This is a genomic window from Streptomyces sp. NPDC059169 (assembly GCF_042755225.1).
Taxonomy (GTDB): Bacteria; Actinomycetota; Actinomycetes; order Streptomycetales; family Streptomycetaceae; genus Streptomyces.
Genome location: NZ_JBHZCF010000020.1, coordinates 66,855 through 91,084, shown reverse-complemented (window position 1 = coordinate 91,084; position 24,230 = coordinate 66,855). Strand labels below are relative to the sequence as shown.

Here is a 24,230-nt window from a genome sequence, read left to right as displayed (position 1 = left end):
ACGGTCGGCACGACGCGTGCGGTCGGCCCCGAAACCGCCGCGCTACACAGGAGCGGCCGGTGGGCGCCGCGGTTTCGGGGCAGGAGCCTCAGCGCGCAGGCGCCTCAGCCGGGCAGGAGCCTCAGCTGCACAGAAGCCGTCGCCGGCAGGCGCATCAGGCCGCGATCCGGTCCAGCTCTTCGCCGATGGCCCCTCGCAGGCCGTCGTGCTGCACACCGAGCGCGTACGTCTCGTCGCTCCACCTCTCCCGCGGGTACAACCACACCGGCAGACCCACGAGATGGGTGGGCTCCCACGCGTAACGCGGCCACACGTGGGCGTGCAGGAAACCGTCGGTGTTCCCGAGGATCTCCAGGTTCACCCGCCGGAAGGCCGGGTCCAGTCGGCGGCAGGCGCGTTCGACCGCCTCGCCGAGCCGGTCCATGTCGGACAGGAAGCCCAGCCGCTTGTGCCGGGGTAGGTCCGACAGCCGTTCCACCGCAGGATCATCCGTCAGCAGCACCGAATAGCCAGGCAGGAACTGGACGTCCCCGATCACCGCGAACCCGCTCCGAGCCGTCGGAGCACCGACGGGTTCGTACCCCGGAGCGCACTGCCGATCCGGTCCTCACGCCAATCGTCCGCCACGGCAGCAGACCCTACCCGTCGACCGTCGCCGCCATGGCCGACACCCCTCGTGCAGCCGGCCCTTGGGGCCGGCCGCCCGTTCGGCGATCCGTGCGCCGGGGCGGAAGCGAAGCCGGGGCAGTGGGCCAACGGGGCGTCCTGTCGTCTCCGGACGGCCGGGGCCTGGCGCGCCCGGGCGCAGCGCCGCCCGTACCCGCTCCCGAAGCCGCCGGCGGGCGGGATCCGCGTCGTTGCGCGGGTGCCGGGCCACCGTGTCGTCGGCCTGCACGGTGAACTGGCGGGTCAGGTCTGCGGGATCGGCCACCGGGCCGGGGGCTGGGACCCAAGAGGCCGCGGGCCTGCTCGACAACGGCCCCTATATGCGGACGCAGTTGCACGGCGACCGGTGTTTGGGCACCATCCGCCGCCCGGCTCGTACGAGGACGGGATTGCCGAGCCGCGCCCGCATCCGGCCGAGGGTGCGGCTCATCGCGGGCGCGGACAGGGGACGCGATCGTGCTGCTGGTGATGGTGGGCGTGGTGCGGCTCATCGCGGGCGCGGACAGGGGCAACCGGGCTGCCGCGCCGGTCACGCTCTCCTCCTCCAGGAGCGCGTCGAGGGCGACGAGGAAGTTCAGGTCCGGCGATCATGTGCTCCTCGGGTGGTCGCGGGTGGTCGGCGTCGAGGCGGCCCGCCGTCGTCCCGCCCCGTCCCCTCGCGTCCCGCCCCGTCCCCTCGCGTCCCGTCCGTCCGCTCGCGCCGCGCCCCGTCCCCTCGGGTCCCGTCCCCTCGTGTTCCGTCGCGTCGTGGGTGCGCGGTGTGCGCGTGGTTGCTGCCGGCCGTCGGACGCGTGCCCGGTGTCATGGCCGACCGCCCGGGGAGCCGCCCACCGACGTGCGCCGGCCCTGTGCCGAGCCCCCCGGGGGCGCGCACCGGGCTTCAGGGGGTGGAACGTTCCCGGCGCACCCGTGCGCCGTACCCGTCAGGGCTTGTCCGCCCGGGTGCCTCGCCTGCCGCCTGCTGCTTGCCGCCTGCCGGCACCGGCTCCCCGCCCCGGCGTGTGGTCGCGGGCGGGCTCGCGCGGTGCCCCACCCGCCGTCGCGGCGTGCATACGACGTTCGGGCGTTCCCGAGCCGGTGGGAGCGAGCCGGGGTGGAGTCGTCTGCCGGGCGGTCCGGTGTGAGCCGCCCCACAAACCGCGTAGCCGAGCCGTGCGCGGGCATGCGCTCAGCCGGAGCGGCCAGGAACGCCTCGTCCGCGGATCCCCGGTCCTGCGGATTTCGCGGAGTTACGCGACGACACTCCGCGGACGGACACATCGTGAGCGGGACATCTCGCGATGTGATACGCCGGGGGCGTTCCCGGCCCGCTCGTTAGACTGAGCCGACCGCAGTAAAGACTGCGGCAGAGACCGAGCGAGGAGCGCACGTGGGCCTTGTCGTGCAGAAGTACGGAGGCTCCTCCGTTGCCGATGCCGAAGGCATCAAGCGCGTCGCCAAGCGGATCGTCGATGCCAAGAAGAACGGCCACCAGGTGGTCGTCGTGGTTTCGGCGATGGGCGACACGACGGACGAGTTGATCGATCTCGCTGAGCAGGTATCGCCGATCCCTGCCGGGCGTGAATTCGACATGCTGCTGACCGCCGGAGAGCGGATCTCCATGGCCCTGCTGGCGATGGCGATCAAGAACCTGGGGCACGAGGCCCAGTCGTTCACCGGTAGCCAGGCGGGTGTGATCACCGACTCGGTCCACAACAAAGCGCGCATCATCGATGTCACCCCGGGCCGTATCCGTACGGCACTGGACGAGGGCAACATCGCCATCGTCGCCGGGTTCCAGGGCGTGTCCCAGGACAAGAAGGACATCACCACCCTCGGTCGCGGTGGTTCCGACACCACCGCGGTGGCGCTCGCCGCGGCGCTGGACGCCGAGGTCTGCGAGATCTACACCGACGTCGACGGCGTCTTCACCGCCGACCCGAGGGTCGTGAAGAAGGCCCGCAAGATCGACTGGATCTCCTTCGAGGACATGCTGGAGCTCGCCAGCTCCGGTTCCAAGGTGCTGCTGCACCGCTGTGTCGAGTACGCGCGCCGCTACAACATCCCGATCCACGTCCGGTCGTCCTTCTCGGGACTGCAGGGCACCTGGGTCAGCAACGAACCACACTCCGAGCAAGGAGCCCGCAAGGTGGAGCAGGCCATCATCTCCGGTGTCGCCCATGACACCTCCGAGGCGAAGATCACCGTCGTCGGTGTGCCGGACAAGCCGGGCGAGGCCGCCGCGATCTTCCGCGCCATCGCGGACAACGAGATCAACATCGACATGGTCGTGCAGAACGTCTCGGCCGCCTCGACGGGTCTCACGGACATCTCCTTCACCCTCCCGAAGACCGAGGGCCGCAAGGCGATCGACGCGCTCGAGAAGACCAAGGCCGCCATCGGGTTCGAGTCGCTGCGCTACGACGACCAGATCGCCAAGATCTCGCTGGTCGGTGCGGGGATGAAGACGAACCCGGGCGTGACCGCTTCGTTCTTCGAGGCACTGTCCGACGCGGGCGTGAACATCGAGCTCATCTCGACCTCCGAGATCCGCATCTCCGTGGTCACGCGCGCCGATGACGTGATGGAGGCCGTCCAGGCCGTCCACACCGCCTTCGGCCTCGACAGCGACTCGGACGAAGCCGTCGTCTACGGGGGCACCGGAAGGTGACCCGCGCACCCCGGACCCCGGTGGCCGCGCGATGAACCGCAAGCCGACGCTCGCGGTCGTCGGCGCGACCGGGGCCGTCGGTGCGGTGATGCTCCAGATCCTGTCGCAGCACGCGGACGTCTGGGGCGAGATACGCCTGATCGCCTCGCCGCGTTCGGCCGGCCGCAAGCTGACCGTGCGCGGCGAGGAGACCGAGGTGGTGGCGCTCTCCGAAGAGGCGCTGTCGGGCGTCGACGTGGCGCTCTTCCTGGTCCCGACGGACGTGGCCGCCCACTGGGCGCCGATCGCCGCGGGCAAGGGCGCTGTGGTCGTGGACAATTCAGCCGCCTTCCGGCTGGATCCGGACGTCCCGCTCGTCGTTCCCGAGGTGAACCCCCACGCCGCGCGGGTCCGCCCGCGCGGCATCGTCGCGAGCCCCGGCTGCGCCACCCTCGCCATGATCGTCGCAGTGGGTGCGCTGCACGCCGAGTTCTGCGTCGACGAGCTGGTGGTGTCCGTGCACCAAGCCGTCAGCGGTGCGGGGCGCGGTGGCGTGGAGATGCTGCGCACCCAGCTCTCCCTGGTCGCCGGGACGGAGCTGGGGACCAACCCGGGTGACGTCCGCCGTGCCGTGGGCGACGACACCGGTCCGTTCGCCGCTCCCCTGGCGCTCAACGTGGTGCCGTGGTCCGGGGCGCTGGCCGAGGACGGCTGGTCCTCGGAGGAGCTCGCCGTCCGCGCGGAGACCCGCAAGATCCTCTCGCTGCCCGAGCTGAGGGTGTCGGCGACCTGTATCCGCGTGCCGGTCGTCACCACGCACTCGGTCTGTGTTCACGCGCGGTTCGAACATGAGGTTTCGGTCGAGCGGGCCCACGACATCCTGGCCACGTCGCCGGGCGTCGTGCTGTTCGACGATCCCGCTGCGGGCGAGTTCCCCACGCCCGCCGACGTGGTGGGGACGGACCCGACCTGGGTCGGGCGGGTCCGCCGGGCCATGGACGACACCCGGGCCCTCGAACTCTTCGTGTGCGGCGACAACCTGCGCAAGGGCGCTGCGCTGAACACCGCTCAGATCGCGGAAGCGATTGCCGGGGAATTCTGAACACGGGCCGCCGCGGATCTTTGTAGGATCTGTGAACGCCCTGTGAGTAAGTAGCTGGTATGTGCACCTTGATTCGGGGCGAGGGCATGTTCGACGATGCTTTCGCGCCATTGTGCAACCGGCTGGGTGACCGGGGGCGTCTTCGTGGTCACCCGTGCGCGGCACCGCAATGGCCGTGCAAAATGGGGCATTCGGGAAGAACGGGTACGCATGAGGGCATACGATGCGTCATCACGACCGGTGGCGTGCGCGTACAACCCTGACGGGGGGCAGCGTGTCCAACAGGCGTGGCAGAGGTACTCGACATCACCGTGCTGGTCCCGGTGCGCGGCAGAGCCGCGCACCCGGTGCAGGGGTCGGGCGGGGGCCCGGTCCGGGGCGCCGGGGTGGTCCCGTTCCGCGCCCCCGCTCCCGCGCGTCCGCTCCGCCGAGCCGCTGCTCCTGCCGTCGGTAGGAGCCCCGGCGGGATGCCGGTGATCGCTCCCATGCCTGCCGCGCGCTCCGGGCGCGTGCCGTCCCAGCGCGACGACGCTGACGGCACGCCGGCCGCGGGCACCACCGTCGACCACCTCACCGAGACCTATCGCGCGCACTACCGGTCACTGCTCGGTCTTGCCGCGCTGCTCCTGGACGACACGGCCTCCTGCGAGGACGTGGTCCAAGAGGCCTTCATCCGCGTCCATTCGGCGCGCAACCGCGTCCGTGACCCCGAGAAGACCCTGGCCTACCTGCGGCAGACCGTCGTCAACCTGTCCCGGTCGGCGTTGCGGCGGCGCATCCTCGGGCTGAAGCTGCTGTCCAAGCCGATGCCTGACATGGCGAGCGCAGAGGAGGGCGCGTACGACCAGTTGGAGCGGGACGCGCTGATCAAGGCGATGCGCGGGCTCCAGCGGCGGCAGCGCGAGGTGCTCGTGCTCCGCTACTTCGCCGACATGACGGAGGCTCAGGTCGCCGAGACGCTGGGCATATCCCTGGGTTCGGTGAAGGCGTACGGCTCCCGGGGCATCGCGGCACTGCGCGTGGCCATGGAGGCCCCGGCATGAGCAGGCAGGACCACGAGCGCGAGCACGGGCGGGATCGCGAGCGCCCGCGCCGGCGCGGGCAGGGGCGCGAGTACGAGCACCGTCGGGACGGTGCCGCCCCCGGCGATGCGCACGGCCGCACGCACGACGAGAAGCGCACCACCGAGCGGTACGGGTTGGACGGGCCGGGACGGCCGCTGAACGACCGGACTGGGAACGAGATTGTGAACGACGGCCCGCTGAACGGCACGGACGACCACGGGTTCGGGGATGAACCACCCCGCGGCAGCGGAACGGGTGGCCGGGACGGGCTGCACCGGCCCTTTACCGCCCCGGGTAGCTCGGGTACCGCCCCGGGTGGCTCGGGTACCGCCCCCGACGGCTCGGGAAAGGAGCAGGAGGCCCTGAGCCAGGACGAACTCGCCTTGCGGCGCATGCTCCACAGCACGGTCGGGGACCTCGAACCCTCCGTGGGTGCACTCGACCACCTGCGCAGGGCAGTTCCCGTGCGGCGCGCCCGCAAGCGCCAGGCCCTCGTCGGAGCCGCGGCCTCCGTGATCCTCCTCGGCACCGCCGTCCCGGCGTTCGTCCATGTGGCCAACTCCGGCGGCTTCGACGACCGCCCGGTCAACGCCGGCCACGGCGAACAGGCCCAGGGCGGTACCGGCTCGGAGCAGGGCGGCGCGGGCGAGGAACTCGAGAACGGCACCCCTCCCGGGAGCGTCGCCAGCCGCCCCGGCGCACCGAAGGCGCCCCAGACGTCCCCGTCGCCGGGCGCCGGCACCACGGGCACTGTGGCGGGCGTTCCGGTCGCGCCGTCGGGCAGTTCGGTCGCCTCGGCGCCCGCCTGCACGCCGGCCCAGCTCGGCGTGGACGGAACGCAGGTCGCCGCGCCCGACGCGGACGGCAAGGTCTACGGGACCTTCCGCATCGCCAACGCTTCCGACAGCGCCTGCACGGTCAACGGCATCGGCGCGGTCGGCTTCCAGGCCGCGGGTGCGGCGGACAGCAAGAAGATCAGCGTGGTCACGCACGTCACCGGAGACGCGGCGAGCGGACTCCCGGACCCTTCGGCGGAGTCCGGCACCCTCGTGCTCAAGCCGCAGGCGGCGTATGAGGTGAAGTTCGCCTTCGTGCCGTCGGAGACCTGTCCCACCACGGACCCGTCGCCCGATCCCACGCCCTCACAGGGCGGCTCCTCGGGTGCGACGGACGGCGCGGGGGCGACCGGCACCGAGCCGCAGCTCGCCGCGGCGGACGGTGGCACGGCCGACGGGAGTATCTCCGTGACGCACACGCCCGAAGCGGGGGGCCTGAAGGCAGAGGCGGCGATCCCGGACGCCTGCGCGGGGACGATCTACCGCACGGGCATCCTCGCCCCTTCCTGACCGGCCCAGCCTTCCTGGTCGGCCCAGCCTTCCTGACCGGCCCAGTGGCACTGGGCCCGCCGGGTGGGACGCGGCGGTGTCCGACCTCGCCTGGTTCGGGAGTGCGGGGGAGCGGACTACGCGGGATCGAGGCCCAGCGCCCGGTCCTTCGCGGCTTCTGCTTCACGGCGCACGAGCCGGAACCACATGAACAGGACGAAACCGGCGAACGCGAACCACTCGAGCGTGTAGCCGAGGTTCTGGAACGCCTTGAGGTCGAGTCCGCTGCCCTGCGGCGCGGCCGGGGGCACCGGCTGCATCCCCTGCGGCGCGACGGGGAGCGTGATCCACGCGTCGTACACGTCCCCCGGCACCAGGTTGACCAGTGTCGCGGCACTGATCATGCCGAGCTGGCCGCTGGGCAGCCCGCCCGCGGCGTGCACCCCCTCGGTGTTCTGCGTCTCCGAGGCCTGTAGCGCACCGGTGACCGTCACCTCACCGGTCGGTACCGCGGGCGGCTCCGCACTGATGGGCAGCCAGCCCCGGACGACCGGCAGGGCCTTGCCGCCGTCCGTGCGCAGCAACGTCAGCACGTACGACCCGCGCTTGCCGTCGAGTTCGCGGTCCGGGACGAGGAACTGCTCCCCGTACCGTCCGCGAGCCGTCCCGAGACGGCCCGACGTGCCCTTGTCGACGGGCAGTAGCTCGTTGAGCGGTGCGGTTGTCTGTTGTTCGTCCGGAGCCGATCGCTGCTGGGCGGTCTCGTGGGCGTCGACGCGGTCTTCGAACCGGCCGAGCTGCCACGACCCCATGAAGATGCAGAAGGGGATCGCCAGCACGACGAAAAGGTTGATCCCCCACCAGCGGGGCGTCAGCAGGAACCGGTACACCCCTCCACGGTACGGAACGCCCCGCTTTCCTCCTCTCCCGGGTCCACCTCTGGGACCTCCGATTCCACCTGCGGCACCAACCGGTACCACCCGACATCAACCGTTACCACCCGGCTCCGGCACCGATGCTGTCCCCGCCAGCCAGCCAGCCAGCCAGCCAGCCCGCCAGTCCGCCAGTCCGCCAGTCCGCCAGCCCGCATCGGTCTGTCCCGGCACGGTTCCGGGACTGAGTGTCTGCTCCTCAGAGTTCCGAAGCGCTGCTCACCCCCTTCCCGGCTCCCGGTACACCCGCCCCACCGCCAGGGCGTGGTGCCGTCCCCCGCTCTCCCGGGTCCTGATCCCGCCCACGACCAGGACCCGGCTGCCGCTACTGCGGACGGTCGGTCGCGCCGGCTCCCGCGAGGTGCTTCCCGGCGAAGTCCAGCTCCAGCCGTACCTGCTTGATCCGCTCCTCCACCACCAGCGATCCGTGACCAGCGTCATACCGGTACACCTCGTGGACCGCGCCGCGGGCCGCGAGACGGTCGACGTAGTTGTCCACCTGGCGGATGGGACACCGCGGGTCGTTGACCCCGGCCGAGATGTAGACCGGCGCCTTCACCCCGTCCACGTACGTCAGCGGCGACGAGGCCTCGTACCGGTCCGGCACCTCCTCGGGCGTACCGCCCATCAGGGTGCGGTCCATTGCCTTCAGGGCTTCCATCTCGTCGTGGTACGCCGTGACGTAGTCCGCGACGGGCACCGCGGCCAGGCCAAGGGCCCAGGCGTCCGGCTGTACCCCCAGGCCGAGGAGGGTCAGATATCCGCCCCACGAGCCGCCCGCGAGGATCAGCTTTGCCGGGTCGGCGAGCCCGGAGGCCACGGCCCACTCGCGGACCGCCGCGATGTCCTCCAACTCGATCAGTCCTACCCGGTGCTTCAGCGCATCGGTCCACTCCCGCCCGTAGCCGGTCGATCCGCGGTAGTTGACGCGGACCACCGCATACCCGTGGTCCACCCACGCCGCGGGACCCGCCGCGAACGCGTCGCTGTCGTGCCAGGCCGGGCCGCCGTGGATCTCGAAGACGGTGGGAAACGGACCGTCCCCCTCCGGGCGCTGCACCAGTGCGTGGATGCGGCCGCCGGGGCCGTCGACCCACACGTCGTCCACCCCGACCGATCCGGGGGCCCGCAGCCCCGGCGCGTCCAGCACTTCCACGCCCGTCGTGGAACGGACCTTGGGCGGGTGCGCGGCGGACGACCACATGTACTCCACGGTGCCGTCCGGCCGGGCCGTTGCGCCCGAGACCGTCCCGGCCGGAGTCTCGACGCGGGTCAGCTCGCGCGTCGTCGGGTCGAAGCGCCACAGTTCGCTGCGTGCCTCGAAGCTGTGCACGATGAGCAGGGCCGAACCGTCCGGATACCACTCGGCGCTCACGTCACCCGGCAGGTCGATCGCCAGGTCCGTCTCCTCGCCGGACGCCACGTCCCACAGCATGGGCTCCCACCGGCCGCGCCGCTGGTGACCGACCAGCAGCCGGGTGTCCCCGTCGACCGGTGCGAAGCCGAGCACCTCCAGGCCGAGTTCCACCGAGCCGTCCTTGGTGTCGTCGAGCTCGGCGACCGGCGACCCGTCGAGCCGGACGACCCGCAGTGCCGCGTGCATCGCGTCGCCGTGCTCGGTGTGCTCCATCGCGATCAGTGTCCCGTCGTGCGAGAGATCGCCCACACCGGCCGACTCGCGGTGCCGGTAGATCTCGACCGGGCCGTGACCTGGCCGTGCGACGTGAACGGTCGTCCCGTCCTCGTCCGTCGACCTACCGACCACAGCCGTGCCGTCGCGTCCGAGGGCCAGTCCCGCCGAGTAAGAGGCCTCGAGCCCGGGCACAGCGGGCTCGTCAGGCCCGCCGTCGAACGGCTGCCGCATCCAGATCCCGAACTCGTCGCCGTCCTTGTCCGCGAACCACCAGATCCACTCGCCGTCGGGCGTCAGTATCCCGTCGGTCGTCCCGTTCGGCCGGTCGGTCACCTGGCGCTGGTCGCCCGTCGCGCGGTCCCACGCGTACAGCTCGTAGGTCCCCGTGGCGTTCGACACGAAGAGCGAGCGGTCCGGGGCGTCCTCCGCCCAGTCGGGCAGGGAGACACGGGGCGCACGGAACCGCCGCTCCCAGCCCGGAATGTCCGCCCGCGTTTCCGCAGGCCCGTCCGTGGGATCCGACGCCGTGGATTCGGTGATCTCAGTCATGCCCCCCATTCTGCGCCGCCGGACCCACAATCCGTCCGCGTCCTCCGCAGCCTGTGGATAACCTCTCGACATGCATGCACCCGCGCCTTCCGACGGGCGCGGGGCGAATCGTTCCCGCTGGGACGAAAGGTTTCCGATCCACGTCGAGGGCGACTTCCACGACCTCGAGGCATTCCGCGCCGACAGGGCCTCGCTGCGCGGCTTCGAGGCGGCGGAGGCGGGGACGTCACCGGCCGGTCCCTCTTGCGCCTGCCGTGCCACATCGGCCGGGACACCCTGTCCTGGGCCCGGCGTGGTGCCGGGAACGTCGTCGCCTCGGCTTCTCCGAGCCGGCGCTGGACACCGCCCGGTCCCTCGCCGCCGACCTCGGCTACGGCCCGACCGCGCCGCGTTCGTGGCCGTACGACGTGCACGGCGCGGCGGAGGCCGTGCCCGATGCCGCGTACGACGTCGTCTACACCGGCGGCGGTGCGCTGAACCGGCTCCCGGACGTCGTCCGCTGGTCCGAGACCGCCGCGTCCCTCGTGGCCCCCGGCGGCTCCCCTACCTCGCCGAGTTCCACCCCGCTCACGGACGTCCTCGACCGGCGCGACCGGCTCGCGCGTCCCGCACGACCACTTCGCCAGCGACGCCCGGGTCGACGCGACACGGGCACGTACGCCGACGTCGATGCGCCGACCGTCCGCAACCGCAGCGTCGAATGACAGCACCCGATCGGGGGACCGTCGTCTCGGCCATGGCCGCCGGCGGCCTGCGCATCGACTTCCTGCACGAGCACGACGCCACGCTCTTCGAGCGGTTCGGCTCGCTGTCGTGGCAGTCGGACGGGTACTTCCGCTTCCCTGCGGACCGCCCACGTATCCCGCTGATGTACCCGGTGAAGGTCGCCAGAGCCTGATTGTCAGTGGTGGGGTGCACACTCTCCGGTATGACCGAACCGAGCGAACCGACCGGCCTGCGCAAGGCGGTCGAGACGTACTGGTCCTCGGCCGAGGCTCGTGACTGGCGTGCTTTCGCGGCCACCCTCACCGAGGACGTCATCTATGACCTGCCGCAGACCCGCGAGCGGATCCGCGGCAGGGCGAGCTATGTCCGGTTCAACCGCGAGTATCCGGGTGACTGGCACGTCCGCGTCCGTCGCATCGTCGCGGACGACGAGGGCGCCGTGTCCTGGATACAGGTCACCGCGGGCCTGGAGGAGGTGTACGGCATCACCTTCTTCACGGGCGACGCGGAAGGCCGCATCAGGACCGTGACGGACTTCTGGCCCGAGCCGTACGAACCACCCACGGGCAGGGAGCACCTCGTCGAGCGCTACTGACGGCAGGCGTCTGCACGCGCTACGGGCGGGAGGTCGGCTTCGTGCTGTGGCCCGCCGGCTCCTTCACGCGGGTCAGCGTCGCGTAGACGACGACGTTCCCCAAGTAGCCGTGTGACCTGCTGAAGGCGCCACCGCACGTGATGATCCGCAGTTGCGGGGCGGCGGTGCTCCGGTAGACCTTCTGGTTGGGGAAGTTCTTCTTGGGATAGACCTCGGCCGCGTCCACGGTGAACACCGCGGTGCGTCCGTCCCGGCGGGTGATCTCGATGGTCTTCTTCTTCCGGAGGCTACCGAGGCCGTAGAAGACGGCACGGCCGGTGGGGCTGTCGAGATGCCCGGCCACGATGGCCGCGCCCGCCTCACCGGGGGCCGGTCCCTTGGCGTACCAGCCGGCGTAGTCGGCCTTGCCGGCGGGCGGCATGGCGAGCGCCCCCTTCTTGTCCAGGCCGAGCTTCGTCACCGGGGCGTCGACGCCGATGGCCGGGATGCGCAGTCGGACCGGCTCGGAGCGGGGCTGCGGGCCGATGCGGTGGTTCGGCGGCGCGTGGTGCGGGCCAGGAGAGCCCGAGCCCGCAGGTCGGGGCCCGGGCCTGACCACGGCGGCGCCGCTGGGCGCCGCCGTGGGAGCGGCGGTCGGCGGGTCGTACGCCTGGGCCGCGGTCGGCTGGGGGGCGGACTCGCCGTGCACTCCGTGCATCAGCAGGCAGCCCCCGGCGACGGCGAGGACGAGGAGCGCCCTGGTCGACGTGGCGGAAGGAGCTTTCGTACGTCCCATGGTGGGTCCGGGCTCCGGTCTGGGCGTGCGGAAGGAGGTTCTGCGGGGGTGCTCAGCCCGCTACGCGGCACTGCTGTTCATGCGGTTCCGCATCCTGATCGCGCCACCCGTCGCTGCCGCGGCGAGGAGGAGCGAGCCGATGACGATCTCGGTGCTGTTCAGTCCGCTGGCACCGCCGAAGCCGCCGCGGACCGGTCCGTTGGGCTGGCGGGCGACTTCGAAGTCGGCCGTGGCACGGGTGCTCGGCGGGCACTTGACCGTGATCGAGTAGACACCGTCCTTGGCGTCGCCCGGGACGGTGAAGTCGCCGGCGAGCTCGCCCTCGTTCTGGTTCTCGACCATGTTGATCTGACCGCCGGCCTCGGCCTGGCCCTTGGCGTACGTGACGTCGGGGCCACAGGCCGACGTGCTGACGGTCACCGTGGATCCCGGGGCGGCGACCCGCGGGCTGACGCTGACTTCGGACTCGTCGGCGGCCGCCAGGGGCGCCGCCGACCCGAGGGCAAGCACGGCCAAGGCGCCACCGGCGAGGGCAGCACGTGCAGTGCGCATTTTCACCACTCTCCCAAGAGCGCGGGCCAGGACCTGCTGTCCCGACGAGGACGCCCCGCTCTGTGGTCCAAGACAACCCAGCTCCGGTGATTCCACGACCGGTCGGGGATGGGACGGAGCGGTCGAACCGGGTGCCCGTCGTGCCGTTTGCACAGGTCGTGCGGCTCTCGATAGGCCCAAAGACGGAATATCGGAGGAACGTGGCGAACGGGTGGCGGTGCGCCCACTCGGGAGCGAGGGACCTGACGGACCGACAGCTGCCACGGGTGGAACCGATGCCGCCGGTGCCGAGCCGCCGGTGCCGAGCCGCCGGTACCGATGCCGCCGGGCCCGTCCGGCGCCGGTGGGGTGCCGTAGGCGCCAGCCGACGTGCCGACCTGACTGCCCGTCCGGTCCGACTGCCCGTCACCGGCATGTGCTGGCCGCAGGCCCGATGAACCCTGCGGCGTTCTCCATCCCGTCGGCCACCGTCAGTACGCGGCGACCGAATCTGCTGACCATCCGTCAATCCCGTTCCTGCTGGCGCCCTCTGCTGTCCGAGGCGCAGCTGCCGGGGCGCGCCCTCGTCGTGAGCGGGGCTCAGCCCTCGGCCCGCTCGGCGATACGCTCGCGTGCCCAGCGTGCCCAGTCCCGTTGCATGGCCGACTGGCGCAGACCGTACTCGAGGACCAGTCGCCCGTTGACCGACAGGACGTCATCGCCCCATGCCACCGTCGTCTGGAGGACCTCCAGGGCGGCCAGCCGGTTCGCCGCCGCCTCCTCCTGGCGGGCCAGCTGGGCATCGGCCTCCGCGGGGGGCAGCAGGCCCAGGAAGAAGCAGCGCAGCAGGGTCTCGCTGCGTACGGGCTGGGGCACGAACGGCTCGGCGAGCCAGCGCCGCAGCTCTTTGCTGCCCTCCTCGGTGATCGCGTACTCCTTGCGGCCGCGCGGCCCCTCTGCGGCAACCTCGATGAGGCCGGCCGTGCTCAGGCGGTTGAGCTCGCCGTAGAGCTGGCTCTGAGTGGCGGGCCAGACGTTGGCGAGCGACGTGTCGAACAGCTTCATCAGGTCGTAGCCGCTGGCGGTCTTCTCTTCCAGCAGGCCGAGGAGGGCGTGGCGAAGGCTCATGACGCCAAGACTACCTTCCACAATTGACAGGTCGAGAATGACATTCTAGTTTTGACATGTCAGGAATGGAGATTGGGTGATGGGCCCGGCCGACGACTGAGGAGCACTCGAGCCATGAGCTACCTGCGCGGGTTCCTGCCGTGGATCACCTTCGCGGCCGTCTCCACCCTCGGCTGGCAGTGGGGCGCGCTCGCCGGGCTTCTCGCCGGGCTGTGGCTGCTGGTCCGTGACGGCAGGGCCGGCGTCGCCGGGAACGCCCGGATCCTGGAGACGGGCACGATCGTCTTCTTCGCGGCCCTGACCTCGCTCGCCTTCGCCGAGCCGCACAGTCAACTGCGGCCGTACGTCGGCACGCTGTCCTTCACCTGGCTCGCCGTCGTCGCCTGGGGCGGCCTGGTCCTCGGACGGCCGTTCACTCTCGGTATCGCCCGCTCCCAGGCGCCCGCAGCCGTCTGGGAGCACCCCGCCTTCCTCAGGATCAACCGCGTCCTCACCGGTGTCTGGGCGCTCGCCTTCACGCTCACCGCCGCCGCCCTGGCCGTGTGCACCGTCGTTCACGCCGGCTCGTTCCTGCCGACCGCTTGCCAGGTCGCCGGATTCGCGCTGCCGGCCGCCTTCACCGCCCGGTACCCCAAGAGGGCCGCCGCCGGTTTGCGCGGCGCCGCCCGGGGTGCCGACCGCTGACCCGACCCCGACCGCCCCACCCGAACCAAAGGACCAGCCATGACCTCGAACGAGGCCCGCACGTCCCGTCCCGCAGCAGGCCCGCTGAGCGCCACGACCGACCAAGCCACGCCGCCACACCTGCTCGGAAACTACGCCCCGGTCCCCGATGAACTCACCGTCACCGAGCTCCCCGTGACCGGTGCCGTCCCGCCCGAACTCTCCGGCTGGTACCTGCGCAACGGGCCCAACCCCCATGAAGCACCCTCCCGTCACTGGTTCCTCGGCTCCGGCATGGTGCACGGGGTCCGGCTGGACGGCGGCCGGGCCACCGCCTACCGCAACCGCTGGGTGCGTACCTCGTCCTTCACCGACGGAGCCCAGATGCACGGCCCGGACGGACGGCTCGACCTCACCGCCGGGCACGCCAACACGCACGTGGTGCGGCACGCCGGACGGACCTTCGCCCTGGTCGAGGCCTCCTATCCGTACGAACTCGACATGCGGCCCGGTTGCGAGCTCGGCACCGTCGGGGCGTACGACTTCGGCGGCCGGCTTCACACGCCCATGACCGCCCACCCCAAGACCTGCCCCACCACGGGGGAACTGCACTTCTTCGGCTACGGGACGGTCGGTGCCCCGCCGCTGACCTACCACCGCGCCGACGCGGACGGGAAGTTGACGGTCAGCCGGCCCGTCGAGGTGGCCGCCCCGACGATGATGCACGACTTCCAGCTCACCGAGCGCCACGTGGTCTTCCTCGACCTGCCGATGGTCTTCGACCTGGAGCTCGCCGTGTCCGGGGCCACCGGGCTGCCGTTCCGATGGAGCCCGCAGGAATACGGAGCCCGGCTGGGCGTCCTGCGTCGGGACGACCCCTACGGCGAGGTGCGTTGGTTCGAGATCGAACCCTGCTACGTCTTCCACACCGTCAACGCGCACGAGGAAGACGACCGGCTGGTGCTTCACGCGATGCGCTACCCGGATATGTCCGACGGCACGCTGCTGGCAGCATCGGCCACGCTGTGGCGGTGGACCGCGGATCTGGCCGCGGGAACCGTACGGGAGGAGCAACTGGACGACCGGGCAGCCGAGTTCCCGCGCATCGACGACCGTCTGGCAGGCAGGAACGCCCGGTTCGGGCACGTGACGGCGGACGCCGATCCGGTGGGGCGTGCCGGAGCGGCCCTGCACCGGTACGACCTCCGGTCCGGCGGGGCGACCAGCCACGTCTTCGGCCCTGGTCGCACCCCGGGCGAAGCCGTCTTCGTCCCTGCCGACGACTCGCCCGGCGGTGCCGGCTGGTTGATGACATTCGTCCACGACGCCGCCACCGACCGAAGCGACCTGGTGATCCTGGACGCCGACCGGCTCGCGGAAGCCCCGGTCGCGACGGTGCACCTGCCTCGACGCGTGCCGTTCGGCTTCCACGGGAGTTGGCTCCCCGACCTCGGCTGATTCCGGTCGTGCCCGCGTGCGTCGCTGCGGTGCGCGGTCCGCGGGTCGGCGGCCGTGACCACCGGGCGGTGGCAACGGCCCGGCGGTGCGCGGCCCCAGTAGCGTGGGGCAGGCAGGGTCGCGCGGTGGTGGGAGAGCGGCTCGGACGGTCAAAGGCCGGCGGCACCGGAAACGACGACCAACGGCTGAGGAAGGGCCCGGTCACGGCGAAGCCCCGGCTGGTGGGCCGGTCCTACTCCGGGGGGACGCCGCCGGGCGGACCCCGTGCCGCCGCGGCTCCGAGGAGCCCCGACGGTGGTCCTCCCGCCCCGATCCCTGACGAGGCACAGTGACGGAGCCGAAGGGTCGTTCCCACACACGGTGCGCCGCAGCGGACGTGCCACCCGTCCGTTGCGACGGGGCGGTGGGGTTGTCCCCGGCGGGACGTTCGACCGCCGGGGGCGGACCGATCGTTCCCCACGCCACGGTTCGCGTCGTGACGGGGAATCAGGCCTCGGCCAGCACGGCTCGAATCACATGGCGGGCGCCGTGCGCCATCGCTCGGTTCGTCTTCCGGTAGTACGGCAGCGCGATCAACGCCTGGGAGAGCGTCCGCCCCCGGCCGCGGTTCCAGGTCGCGTCGTCCACGTCGAGCGCCTCGCGGAAGACGCCCCTCGCACCGGCGGGCAGAAGATTCCACGCGGGGAAGAGGTCGCAGGCCGGGTCGCCCACCCCCGTGCAACCGAAGTCGATCACGGCGGCCAGCCTGTCGCCGTCCAGAAGCAGGTTGCCCGGCATCAGATCGGCGTGCAGCCACACCGGGGGACCGTCCCAGCGCGGCGTGTGCAGTGCTTGCTCCCATACGGCGATCAAGGAGTCGCAGTCGAAGCCTTCCTCGGGCATCGCGCGGAGTTCCTCGATGGCGGATCGGGTGGGCGCATCGAGCGCAGCGAGCGGTCCACCGCGGTGCGCCGACGGAGCGCCCGGCAGGGTGACGGCCCGCATCGCCGCGATGAACTCCGCCAGGTCGCCGGCCAGCAGCTCGGGTTCGCCGAGCGCCTCGGCGTCGGGCGTCCGTCCCGGCAACCACCGGTACACCGACCACGGCCAGGGAAACCCCTCGGCCGGTTCCCCGCCGCCCAGGACCTCGGGAATGGCGATGGGGAGTCGACGTGCGAGACGGGGCAGCCATCGCTGCTCCATCGCCACGTCTTCGGCTCCACCCTCGACGAGCGGCAGCCGTACGACCACGTCGTCGCCGATCCGGTACATCGCGTTCACGGTGCCTGCGGACGGCATCCGTTCGACGGCACGGTCCGCATACTGCGGGAACTGGCCGGCGATCAGCCGTCGCACGAGGCCCTCGTCGATGGGGTGTTCGTCGGCATGCATCCGCCCGGTGCTCATGGGGCCATCCAATCGCGGGGCCCGGCGAGCAGCAACGCCGTTTCGTGCCCGGCCTCCGGCGTAGACGTGTCGACCCGGAGCCGGAGCGGCCGAACCGGAGCCACCGACGGCTGGGCGTCCAGGCCCGTTGAGCGGTGCGTCCCCGCGAGGAGCACGGGGCGACGGCTCCCGAGGGCCCGCATCCCGTGAAGGACGACGCTCGTTGCGCTGGACCTGAGAGCTGTGACCCGGCACACACAAGGCCGGCGATGACTTCTCCTCACGCCGGCGGTCCAACGAACGACAACACCGAAGGGAAGGTCCCGGCCATGACACACACGCTCGACGCACCCCAACGCACCGCCTCCGTGGCCTCCGTGGCCTCCGCGGTGCGACCGGTGGTACGGCCGGCCCTGGCCGGGGGTGTGCTCGCGGGCCCGACGTTCCTCGTGTTCGGCGTCGCCCAGGGTCTCTCGCGGGACGGCTTCGACTTCACCCGCAACGCCATCAGCCAACTCGCCCTCGGCGGGGAGGGGTGGATCCAGACGGTGAACTTCCTGCTCACCGGAGCCCTGCTGATCGTAGGCGCGACCGGTCTGCGCCGGGTGCTGCGCGGTGTCGCGGGTGGTACCTGGGGCCCGCTCCTGGTCGGCGTGTTCGGAGCCTCGTTCTGGGCAGCAGCGATCTTCCCGGCCGACGCAGGAGCCGGTTTCCCCTCCGGAGCGCCCAGTACGACCACACTCAGCGGGCACGGCGCCGCGCACATGCTGGCAGGGATGGTCGGCTACCTCGCCCTGTGCGCGGCCTTCGTCGTCCTGGCCCGGCCGCTCGCCGCCAGCGGTCACCCCGGCTGGTCCGTGGCCTCGCGCCTGGTGCCCGTGGCCGTTCTTGCCGGTTTCATGGCATCCGCCGTCTCCGTGCCGGCCTTCACCGCGGGCGCCGGCCTCGGCCTGCTGTGGCTGGCCGTGGTGATGGCCCGCCTGGCCGTCCCGTCGCACCGCTAGTTGCGCGCCGCTCCGGCGGGGCGGCGTCGATACCATCAAGATCATTCAGAAAGGAACCGGGGCATCTCATGACCAGTGCAGTGAAGGGTCCCGCCAGCTACTTCCCCTCCATCGAGAAGAAGTACGGCCGCCCGATCACCGAGTGGAAGGGCCTCATCCGCGCCTCCCCTCTCACCAAGCACATGGAGATCGTCAACTGGCTCAAGACGGAACACGGCCTCGGCCACGGTCACGCCAACGCCCTTGTCGCCCACACCCTTGCCGAGGGCGTCGACGCGTGATCGGCAGCCGCGTTCAGGCAACCCGGTCCGGAGGGCCGAAGAGCGGGAAGAGGCGGAGGTGTCACGGAAGGCCGTGACACCTCCGCGACGCGGGCCCCAAGATCGGTTTGTTCGGCGGAACGCAGCATCGCGGCGTTGTCCGACAACGTCTCTATCTGCAGCCACTGCAGGCCGTGCACGACGAAACCGTAGTGGCAGAGCACCGCCACCACGTCGGTGCCGTAGCCCATCCCGCGGGAGGACGGCAGCAGCCCGAGACCGATGTGAGCGGACCGGTTGTGGTTGTCGATGCCCCACAGCGTCGCCGTGTCGACCAGCGTGTCGCTCTCCAGCGCCACCACGGAGAACTGGACGCTTCCCTGACTCCCGTCGTCCACCACGAGCCGCGGATCCTTCGGGGCCCCAGCCCGACCGTGCTGCCTCTTAACACGCGAGCTTCCTATCCGGCCCGACTGGCCGACGGCAAATCAAATGCGGCCGCCTCAACTGGTGTGGTGGCGTGTCTGGATGAGGGTGACGGAGGCGCCGACGAGAACCAGCACGTGCTCGGCGGTGGGTCGTAGTGACGATGGAGAACCGGGCTTTTGCGCTCAGAAGCCGGAAGGGCACCGGCAAGGGCCGCAGGTGCTGTGGCTCACCCTGTCCGGGCGTGTGCCCCGGCCACCACTTCGACCGTGAAGAATCCTGGCGACCAGATCTTCTCCCGGAGTTCTCCCAGCACGGGGCAGTGCCGGCGTTCTGCGATGGGCTCGGACCGTGGCGCAGCTCAGCCCAGAGGGACCCAGTGAGTCACCGGCCGTCCGTCGTACGTAACCAGACGGAACTGTCGGCTCTTCAGTCAGGGCCGCTCCAGTCGAATGGGAAGTACTTGCTCGATTTGCCGGAGCGTTCCCAGGAGAAGCCGAATGCGTCGGCGCGGTCGACGGTGGCCCGGCCCCACGTGGCGATCTGGCCCGGCCCCACTTCGGCGCCTGGGGCGTTGTGGACCTGGACACGTGCGCCGTTCGGGGTGGTCGGGCCGGTGAGAGCCTCGGCGGTTGCCGTGACACGGCCCGGGATCTCGGCTCGCCAGGTGGCGAGGTCCTCGTCGATTTCCACGTGGATGGGGGCGACGTCCATGCCACGCATCTCAGGGTGGAACATCTCCCCGAACTGTGCCGGCCATCCGCCCGCCTCACCGCCGAAAACGGCTCCGAGCGCAGCCCGCTGCTGATCGTCGGCGCGTTCGTCGAGGAAGACCGCGGCGTACGGATCTGTATGCGTGCCGGTCCACGGATTGCCCTCGAAGGAGCCGAGCATCAGGACGTTGAGATCGTTGAGCTGTACGTCGCCGAAGTTGCCTTCCCGGATGTGCCAGACCAGAACGCCTTCGCAGTCACCGTAGGTCGGGGGCTGCGCGAACGTGCAGGGGCAGGGTATGGCGCACTTGCACACGTCGAACCAGTCGCCGACCAGGTGCCAGCGCGTAACGGTGGTGGCCTGTTCTGTCATCTCGTTTTCCTCCTGCCGAGCCCGAAGAGCTCACACAGAGTGACGAGACCGCGTATCCCGAGCCCGCTCCCGGGATCGGGAGGGAGGCCTCCCCTCCAGCTTGCACCTCACATCCCGGTCGGGAAAGCGGCCCACGTCGGCAATCGCCCGTGTGGGTGGGCAGCGGCGCCGAGCTGCTCATCGAGCGGACCCACATCTGACGAGTCGGCGGGAGCGCCGGGGAAGTGACCTGGCACGTATATAGGGGTGATCACATGCCGTCCATCGACGGCATCGAACCCTGTAGCCCCGGCAGCAGCCAGTCCTGAAACGGGGCGAGCAAGGCCAGGACGAGGAAAGCGGCGCCCACGACGCTGGTGAGAAGCAAGCCCCGGGACCACAGCTTCTCCAAGAAGATCACCAGGGCCAGTCCGGCCATCGCCGCCACGTTCATCACGCCGAGCGGAATGAGGACGACCATCAGTCCGGCGCAGCAGCCGACACAGTAGGCGCCGTGGTGGACGCCCACCCTCAGGTCGCGGGCCGGTCGCCGGAAGCCGGCGTAGTGCACCAGATGGCTCAGCGGGTCGCGACAGTGCCGTAGGCAGACGTGCTTGAGGGGACCGAGTTGGTACAGGCCAGCCAGCAGGAAGGCGATCGAGCCGATCCAGCGTCCAGCGGTCGGATGGTTGTCCACCAAGTCGCCGGTGAAGGCCAGGGCCGCGTAGGCGAGCAGTCCGACGGCCGTCCACACCAACAGATATCCGCCCACGAACTCGATGGAGCGGGCGGCCCGGATCCATCCCGAGGACTGCCGTCCGATGGCACGCACCCAGGTGAGGGCCACCGGCGCCATGGACGGCAGCATCATGGCCGCCATCATCGTCACCCAGAGCAGCAGGAACAGGGGCAGCGCCAACCCCATAGTGCCGGGCTCGCCCCCCATGTCCCGTGCCTGTTCGATCGTCAGAGCCCAGGCGGGCACCGTGATCAGGATGACGAGGATCCAGGCAGCCGCGAGATCCCGCGTCGGCAGCAACCCCCCGCTCGCTCCGGTGGGGGCGGGCGACCGGGTGGGTATGAAGGCGGAAGTCCGGCTGCGACGCATCGGTGTTGCCTCCTGCGGCTGATTCCAGAACAGCACACGTGCACCTGCGACGCGACCTGGCCCAGGCGGTTCTTACGGCCAGTCAGATTCGCGAACGCGCAGGCCCGAGCCACTTGAGTCGATGTGCCTCGGGCGGCCCAGGCAGTGCCCCCGGGAGAAGCCGACCAAGATCTTCTCCCAGATTTCTCCCAAACGATCTCCGGAGAAGCAGGAAGGGCCTGATCCTCAGCGAGGATCAGGCCCTTGACCTGGTGTTTCTCTGTCGGGGTGGCGGGATTTGAACCCACGACCTCTTCGTCCCGAACGAAGCGCGCTGCCAAGCTGCGCTACACCCCGATGTCGCTGCTCTCGCGGCGACGACGTTTACTTTAGCCCACCCGCGCCCGGAGACGAAATCCGCTTTTCCGGGGCCCTCAGCAGGGGTGCAGGCCTGGTTCTGTCCCCCGGCCCGTCGTAACGCTCCCTGCGGCCACGGTGTGGTCCCGGCTGCCGGTGCCCGGTCGGTCGGTCCCTGTTGCGGCGGTGCAGGCGTCGGACGTGGCGCGGCGGGCTGCCGACCCGCCGGCCGCCGCGGTGGAGCCGAGCGGCGGGGTCCCCGTTCGAGGACGGACGGTTGACCACCCCGGAGAGGGCTCAGGCGGTGGAACGGGCCCGGCGGGCCGGGCTCCCGCGGGTTCCGTCAGTCGCGGGGCGTCAGGGTCAGCAGGGTGGCCTCCGGCGGGCAGGCGAAGCGGACCGGTGTGTACCGGTTGGTGCCGCAGCCCGCCGAGACGTGCAGGTACGAGACCAGTCCCCCTGCCTCGTGCGTGGACAGTCCCCTCGCGCGCCCCGTGTCGATGTCACAGTTCGTGACCAGGGCCCCGTAGAAGGGGACGCGCAGCTGCCCGCCGTGGGTGTGCCCCGCGAGGATCAGGGGGTAGCCCTCCGTGGTGAAGGCGTCCAGCGACCGCAGGTAGGGGGCGTGCACGACGGCCATGGAGAAGTCCGCGTCCGGCTCCGGCCCGCCAGCGATCGCCTCGTAGCGGTCGCGCTTGATGTGCGGGTCGTCCAGCCCGGTGAACGCGAGTTCGATGCCGTCGTGGAGCTTCAGCCTGCCGCGCGCGTTGTTGAGCCCGACCCACCCCGCCGCGTCGAAGGCGTCGCGGATGTCCTCCCACGGGTTGTGGACGGCGCCCACCACCGGTTCGTTGCCGTTGAGGCCGTGGCGCCCCTGGACCTTCTCCAGCAGGTAGCGCGCGGGGTTGCGCAGCCTGGGGCCGTAGTAGTCGTTGGAGCCGAACACGTAGGTGCCCGGGAGCTCCATCAGCGGCCCTAGGGCGTCGAGCACCTCGGGGACGCCTTCCGTGTCCGACAGGTTGTCGCCGGTGTTCACGACGAAGTCGGGGCGCAGGCCGGCCAGCGACTGCAGCCAGGCCCGCTTCTTGCGTTGGCCTCTCACCATGTGGATGTCGGAGACCTGGAGTACGCGCAGCGGACGCATTCCGAGCGGGAGGACGGGTACGGTCAGCCGCCGGAGCCGGAAGGAGCGGGCTTCGTACCCGGCGGCATAGACGAGACCGGCTGCGCCGGCCGCCGTGATTCCGGCACCGATTTTGAAGGGGACCCCGTAGCGTGCGCGCATGTGCCCATGGTCGCAGACTGGCCGGATGCGTACGGTCGGACCCCGTGTGCCCCCCGGCCGAGCGGGAGCAGGGCGAGCAGGGCGAGGGATATCCAGACGTACGCGTTGCTGCCCAGGACGCCGGGTGCTCCACCGTTGTTCCAGCGCCACAGCCAGACCATGCTGCTGCACAGGACGGCGTAGCTCGCCAGGGCCCAGACCAGCAGCGTGCGGCGTCGCTCCCCGCCCGGGGCGGCAAGCAGTCCGGCGTCGGCGACCACCGCCAGTGCGGGGATGAGCCAGACCAGGTGGTGCACCCATGTGACGGGGCTGACCAGGCAGGCTGCCGCCCCGGTCAGGGCGAAGCCGGCGAGCTCGTCGCCGGCGGCGACGGCCTGCCGTGACCGACGGGCCCACAGCCACAGGAGGATCAGCACGCCGAGCGCCCACACCGCCCGGCTGGGCTCGGCGAACGGCTCCGTGAACCGGGCCAACATGCCTTGCCAGGACTGGTTGGAGATGAAGGCGAGCGAGCCGACGCGGTCGGTGTTCCACATCGCTTCGGTCCAGAACGTCCGTGATGCGGTGGGTGCCGCCCAGGCAGCGAACAGCGTGGCACCGCATGCGACCGCCGCGGCGACGCCCGTCGCCCGCCATCGCCGGGTGACCAGTAGGTAGCAGATGAAGATCGCCGGTGTGAGCTTGATGGCGGCCGCGAGCCCGATGCCGACGCCGGCGAGCCTGCCGAGGGCGGGGAAGCGTTCCCGCCCGGCGGACAGCATCCAGCAGTCGGCCAGCACCAGCGCGAGGAGCAGCAGGTTGACCTGGCCGAAGCTGACCGTGTCGCGGACGGGTTCGAGCAGGGCGAACAGGCAGACCACGGCGGTGTACGCGAACCGCGGGTGCCAGCCTTCCCTGCGGATCGCCGTGTCGGCGCACACGTAGAGGATGACGGCGGCCGCCCCGACGTTGAGGACCTGGCTGATCGCGAGGGCCCCGTGCCAACCGAGCAGGGTCATGGGCAGCATGCACAGCGCGGCGAAGGGCGGGTACGTGAAGCCGTAGTGCGTACCGGGCTTGAGGTAGTCGTAGATCGGGTTGCCGCCCATCCAGTGGCCGACCGCACCGTAGTAGACGTGGAGGTCGAACCAGTTGCGGTGGAAGGGCACGGTCGTCAGGAAGAACGTCGCCACCGACAGCATGGCCAGCGTGACGAGGACACGGCCCCGCGTGGTCGTCGGAAGCCTCGCGCCGTGGTCCCCGGCGGGCGCGTACGGTGCGCCGCCCCGCTCGGCTGTTGCGGTGGAGCCCTCTCGGCTCCCCCTATCGTCAGCTTGTATGCGCAGCACAGCGCCGCTACCCCCCTGGAGTGCTCCCACCAACCGCGATCAAAAGATGATTATTGTCCGGGGTGTGGCCGCTCGGCAGTACCCCGTGCCGGAGAGTGCTCCTCGCCACGACCGCTGCAGGCTCAGGGCGCACCGGCCAGACGGGCGCTCGGTGGATGTCGGACACGGTGCCGTGGGCTCGAACCGGCCGGTCACTGGGCCCGGGCCGTTCGGCCCGCCGGGCTGGTTCCCGTTGGGCGGGCCCGGTGCCGAAACGGCCCCCGCTCGCGGTTCCGGA

General features: G+C 71.0%; 19 protein-coding genes, 1 tRNA gene and 3 pseudogenes. 10 read left to right on the top strand and 13 right to left on the bottom strand.

The annotated features are described in order from the left end of the window. Positions 1–154: 154 nt before the first annotated feature. Positions 155–627, bottom strand: a pseudogene (locus tag ACFXOM_RS30090) (diadenosine tetraphosphate hydrolase). A 1,408-nt stretch (positions 628–2,035) separates the two neighbouring features. Here ACFXOM_RS30090 and ACFXOM_RS30085 point away from each other — a divergent pair. The 4 genes from ACFXOM_RS30085 (at position 2,036) to ACFXOM_RS30070 (ending at position 6,807) form a co-directional block, all read left to right on the top strand. Beyond that, the gene (locus ACFXOM_RS30085) at positions 2,036–3,316 is read left to right on the top strand and encodes an aspartate kinase (RefSeq protein WP_384939700.1); all 1,281 of its coding nucleotides are present in this window, start codon (positions 2,036–2,038) and stop codon (positions 3,314–3,316) included. A gap of 31 nt (positions 3,317–3,347) precedes the next feature. Further along, on the top strand, positions 3,348–4,397 hold the full coding sequence (locus ACFXOM_RS30080) for an aspartate-semialdehyde dehydrogenase (protein WP_384939701.1): 1,050 nt from the start codon (positions 3,348–3,350) through the stop codon (positions 4,395–4,397). A gap of 287 nt (positions 4,398–4,684) precedes the next feature. Then, the gene (locus ACFXOM_RS30075; RefSeq protein ID WP_384946300.1) at positions 4,685–5,440 is read left to right on the top strand and encodes a SigE family RNA polymerase sigma factor; all 756 of its coding nucleotides are present in this window, start codon (positions 4,685–4,687) and stop codon (positions 5,438–5,440) included. Next, a complete protein-coding gene (locus tag ACFXOM_RS30070; protein WP_385040401.1) occupies positions 5,437–6,807 on the top strand; it encodes a hypothetical protein in 1,371 nt (456 codons plus the stop codon). The genes ACFXOM_RS30075 and ACFXOM_RS30070 overlap by 4 nt, the downstream gene beginning before the upstream one ends. Positions 6,808–6,923: 116 nt before the next feature. On the opposite strand, the gene ACFXOM_RS30065 is transcribed toward ACFXOM_RS30070, so the two are convergent. Then, positions 6,924–7,676 (bottom strand): SURF1 family protein, encoded by a 753-nt coding sequence (locus ACFXOM_RS30065; RefSeq protein ID WP_385040398.1) that lies wholly within the window; start codon positions 7,674–7,676, stop codon positions 6,924–6,926. A 367-nt stretch (positions 7,677–8,043) separates the two neighbouring features. Beyond that, positions 8,044–9,909: a prolyl oligopeptidase family serine peptidase gene (locus ACFXOM_RS30060; protein ID WP_384939709.1), complete on the bottom strand. Its 1,866-nt coding sequence runs from the start codon at positions 9,907–9,909 to the stop codon at positions 8,044–8,046. Between the two features lie 61 nt (positions 9,910–9,970). On the opposite strand from ACFXOM_RS30060, the pseudogene ACFXOM_RS30055 reads away from it, so the two are divergent. Together ACFXOM_RS30055 and ACFXOM_RS30050 are read left to right on the top strand one after the other, a co-directional pair. After that, positions 9,971–10,798: pseudogene (locus ACFXOM_RS30055) on the top strand (SAM-dependent methyltransferase). A gap of 30 nt (positions 10,799–10,828) precedes the next feature. Then, positions 10,829–11,221: a nuclear transport factor 2 family protein gene (locus ACFXOM_RS30050; protein ID WP_384939711.1), complete on the top strand. Its 393-nt coding sequence runs from the start codon at positions 10,829–10,831 to the stop codon at positions 11,219–11,221. Positions 11,222–11,240: 19 nt separating this feature from the next. On the opposite strand, the gene ACFXOM_RS30045 is transcribed toward ACFXOM_RS30050, so the two are convergent. The 3 genes from ACFXOM_RS30045 to ACFXOM_RS30035 all read right to left on the bottom strand — a co-directional run bounded on the left by ACFXOM_RS30045 (position 11,241) and on the right by ACFXOM_RS30035 (position 13,655). Continuing rightward, positions 11,241–11,996: a class F sortase gene (locus ACFXOM_RS30045; RefSeq protein ID WP_385040395.1), complete on the bottom strand. Its 756-nt coding sequence runs from the start codon at positions 11,994–11,996 to the stop codon at positions 11,241–11,243. Positions 11,997–12,056: 60 nt separating this feature from the next. After that, entirely contained in the window at positions 12,057–12,548 is a 492-nt protein-coding gene (locus tag ACFXOM_RS30040) for a hypothetical protein (protein WP_384939715.1), read from the bottom strand. 579 nt (positions 12,549–13,127) lie between these two features. Next, positions 13,128–13,655: a PadR family transcriptional regulator gene (locus ACFXOM_RS30035; RefSeq protein ID WP_385040392.1), complete on the bottom strand. Its 528-nt coding sequence runs from the start codon at positions 13,653–13,655 to the stop codon at positions 13,128–13,130. Positions 13,656–13,769: 114 nt separating this feature from the next. Between ACFXOM_RS30035 and ACFXOM_RS30030 the strand changes: the two genes are divergently transcribed. Both ACFXOM_RS30030 and ACFXOM_RS30025 read left to right on the top strand, forming a co-directional pair. Next, a complete protein-coding gene (locus ACFXOM_RS30030) occupies positions 13,770–14,339 on the top strand; it encodes a hypothetical protein (protein ID WP_385040389.1) in 570 nt (189 codons plus the stop codon). A 39-nt stretch (positions 14,340–14,378) separates the two neighbouring features. Next, complete coding sequence (locus tag ACFXOM_RS30025) at positions 14,379–15,776, top strand: carotenoid oxygenase family protein (RefSeq protein ID WP_385040386.1); 1,398 nt, start codon at positions 14,379–14,381, stop codon at positions 15,774–15,776. Between the two features lie 486 nt (positions 15,777–16,262). Here ACFXOM_RS30025 and ACFXOM_RS30020 read toward each other — a convergent pair whose 3' ends face one another. Continuing rightward, positions 16,263–17,162, bottom strand: a complete 900-nt coding sequence (locus ACFXOM_RS30020) for an aminoglycoside phosphotransferase family protein (RefSeq protein WP_385040383.1) — start codon at positions 17,160–17,162, stop codon at positions 16,263–16,265. Between the two features lie 308 nt (positions 17,163–17,470). Between ACFXOM_RS30020 and ACFXOM_RS30015 the strand changes: the two genes are divergently transcribed. Both ACFXOM_RS30015 and ACFXOM_RS30010 read left to right on the top strand, forming a co-directional pair. Next, positions 17,471–18,145 (top strand): DUF998 domain-containing protein, encoded by a 675-nt coding sequence (locus tag ACFXOM_RS30015; protein WP_385040380.1) that lies wholly within the window; start codon positions 17,471–17,473, stop codon positions 18,143–18,145. A gap of 68 nt (positions 18,146–18,213) precedes the next feature. After that, positions 18,214–18,426, top strand: coding sequence for a DUF4287 domain-containing protein (locus ACFXOM_RS30010; RefSeq protein WP_384939726.1), 213 nt, complete (start codon positions 18,214–18,216; stop codon positions 18,424–18,426). A 107-nt stretch (positions 18,427–18,533) separates the two neighbouring features. Here ACFXOM_RS30010 and ACFXOM_RS30005 read toward each other — a convergent pair. The 6 genes and pseudogenes from ACFXOM_RS30005 to ACFXOM_RS29980 all read right to left on the bottom strand — a co-directional run. Beyond that, a pseudogene (locus ACFXOM_RS30005) lies at positions 18,534–18,824 on the bottom strand (GNAT family N-acetyltransferase); the annotation flags it as partial. A gap of 436 nt (positions 18,825–19,260) precedes the next feature. Beyond that, positions 19,261–19,917, bottom strand: coding sequence for a DUF1326 domain-containing protein (locus ACFXOM_RS30000; protein ID WP_385040377.1), 657 nt, complete (start codon positions 19,915–19,917; stop codon positions 19,261–19,263). Between the two features lie 250 nt (positions 19,918–20,167). Further along, on the bottom strand, positions 20,168–21,004 hold the full coding sequence (locus ACFXOM_RS29995; protein ID WP_384946316.1) for a DUF2182 domain-containing protein: 837 nt from the start codon (positions 21,002–21,004) through the stop codon (positions 20,168–20,170). A gap of 262 nt (positions 21,005–21,266) precedes the next feature. Then, positions 21,267–21,340 (bottom strand) — tRNA-Pro (locus tag ACFXOM_RS29990). 343 nt (positions 21,341–21,683) lie between these two features. Next, on the bottom strand, positions 21,684–22,625 hold the full coding sequence (locus ACFXOM_RS29985) for a metallophosphoesterase (protein ID WP_384939760.1): 942 nt from the start codon (positions 22,623–22,625) through the stop codon (positions 21,684–21,686). Further along, positions 22,508–23,806, bottom strand: a complete 1,299-nt coding sequence (locus tag ACFXOM_RS29980) for a glycosyltransferase 87 family protein (protein WP_384939762.1) — start codon at positions 23,804–23,806, stop codon at positions 22,508–22,510. The genes ACFXOM_RS29985 and ACFXOM_RS29980 overlap by 118 nt, the downstream gene beginning before the upstream one ends. Positions 23,807–24,230 lie beyond the last annotated feature (424 nt).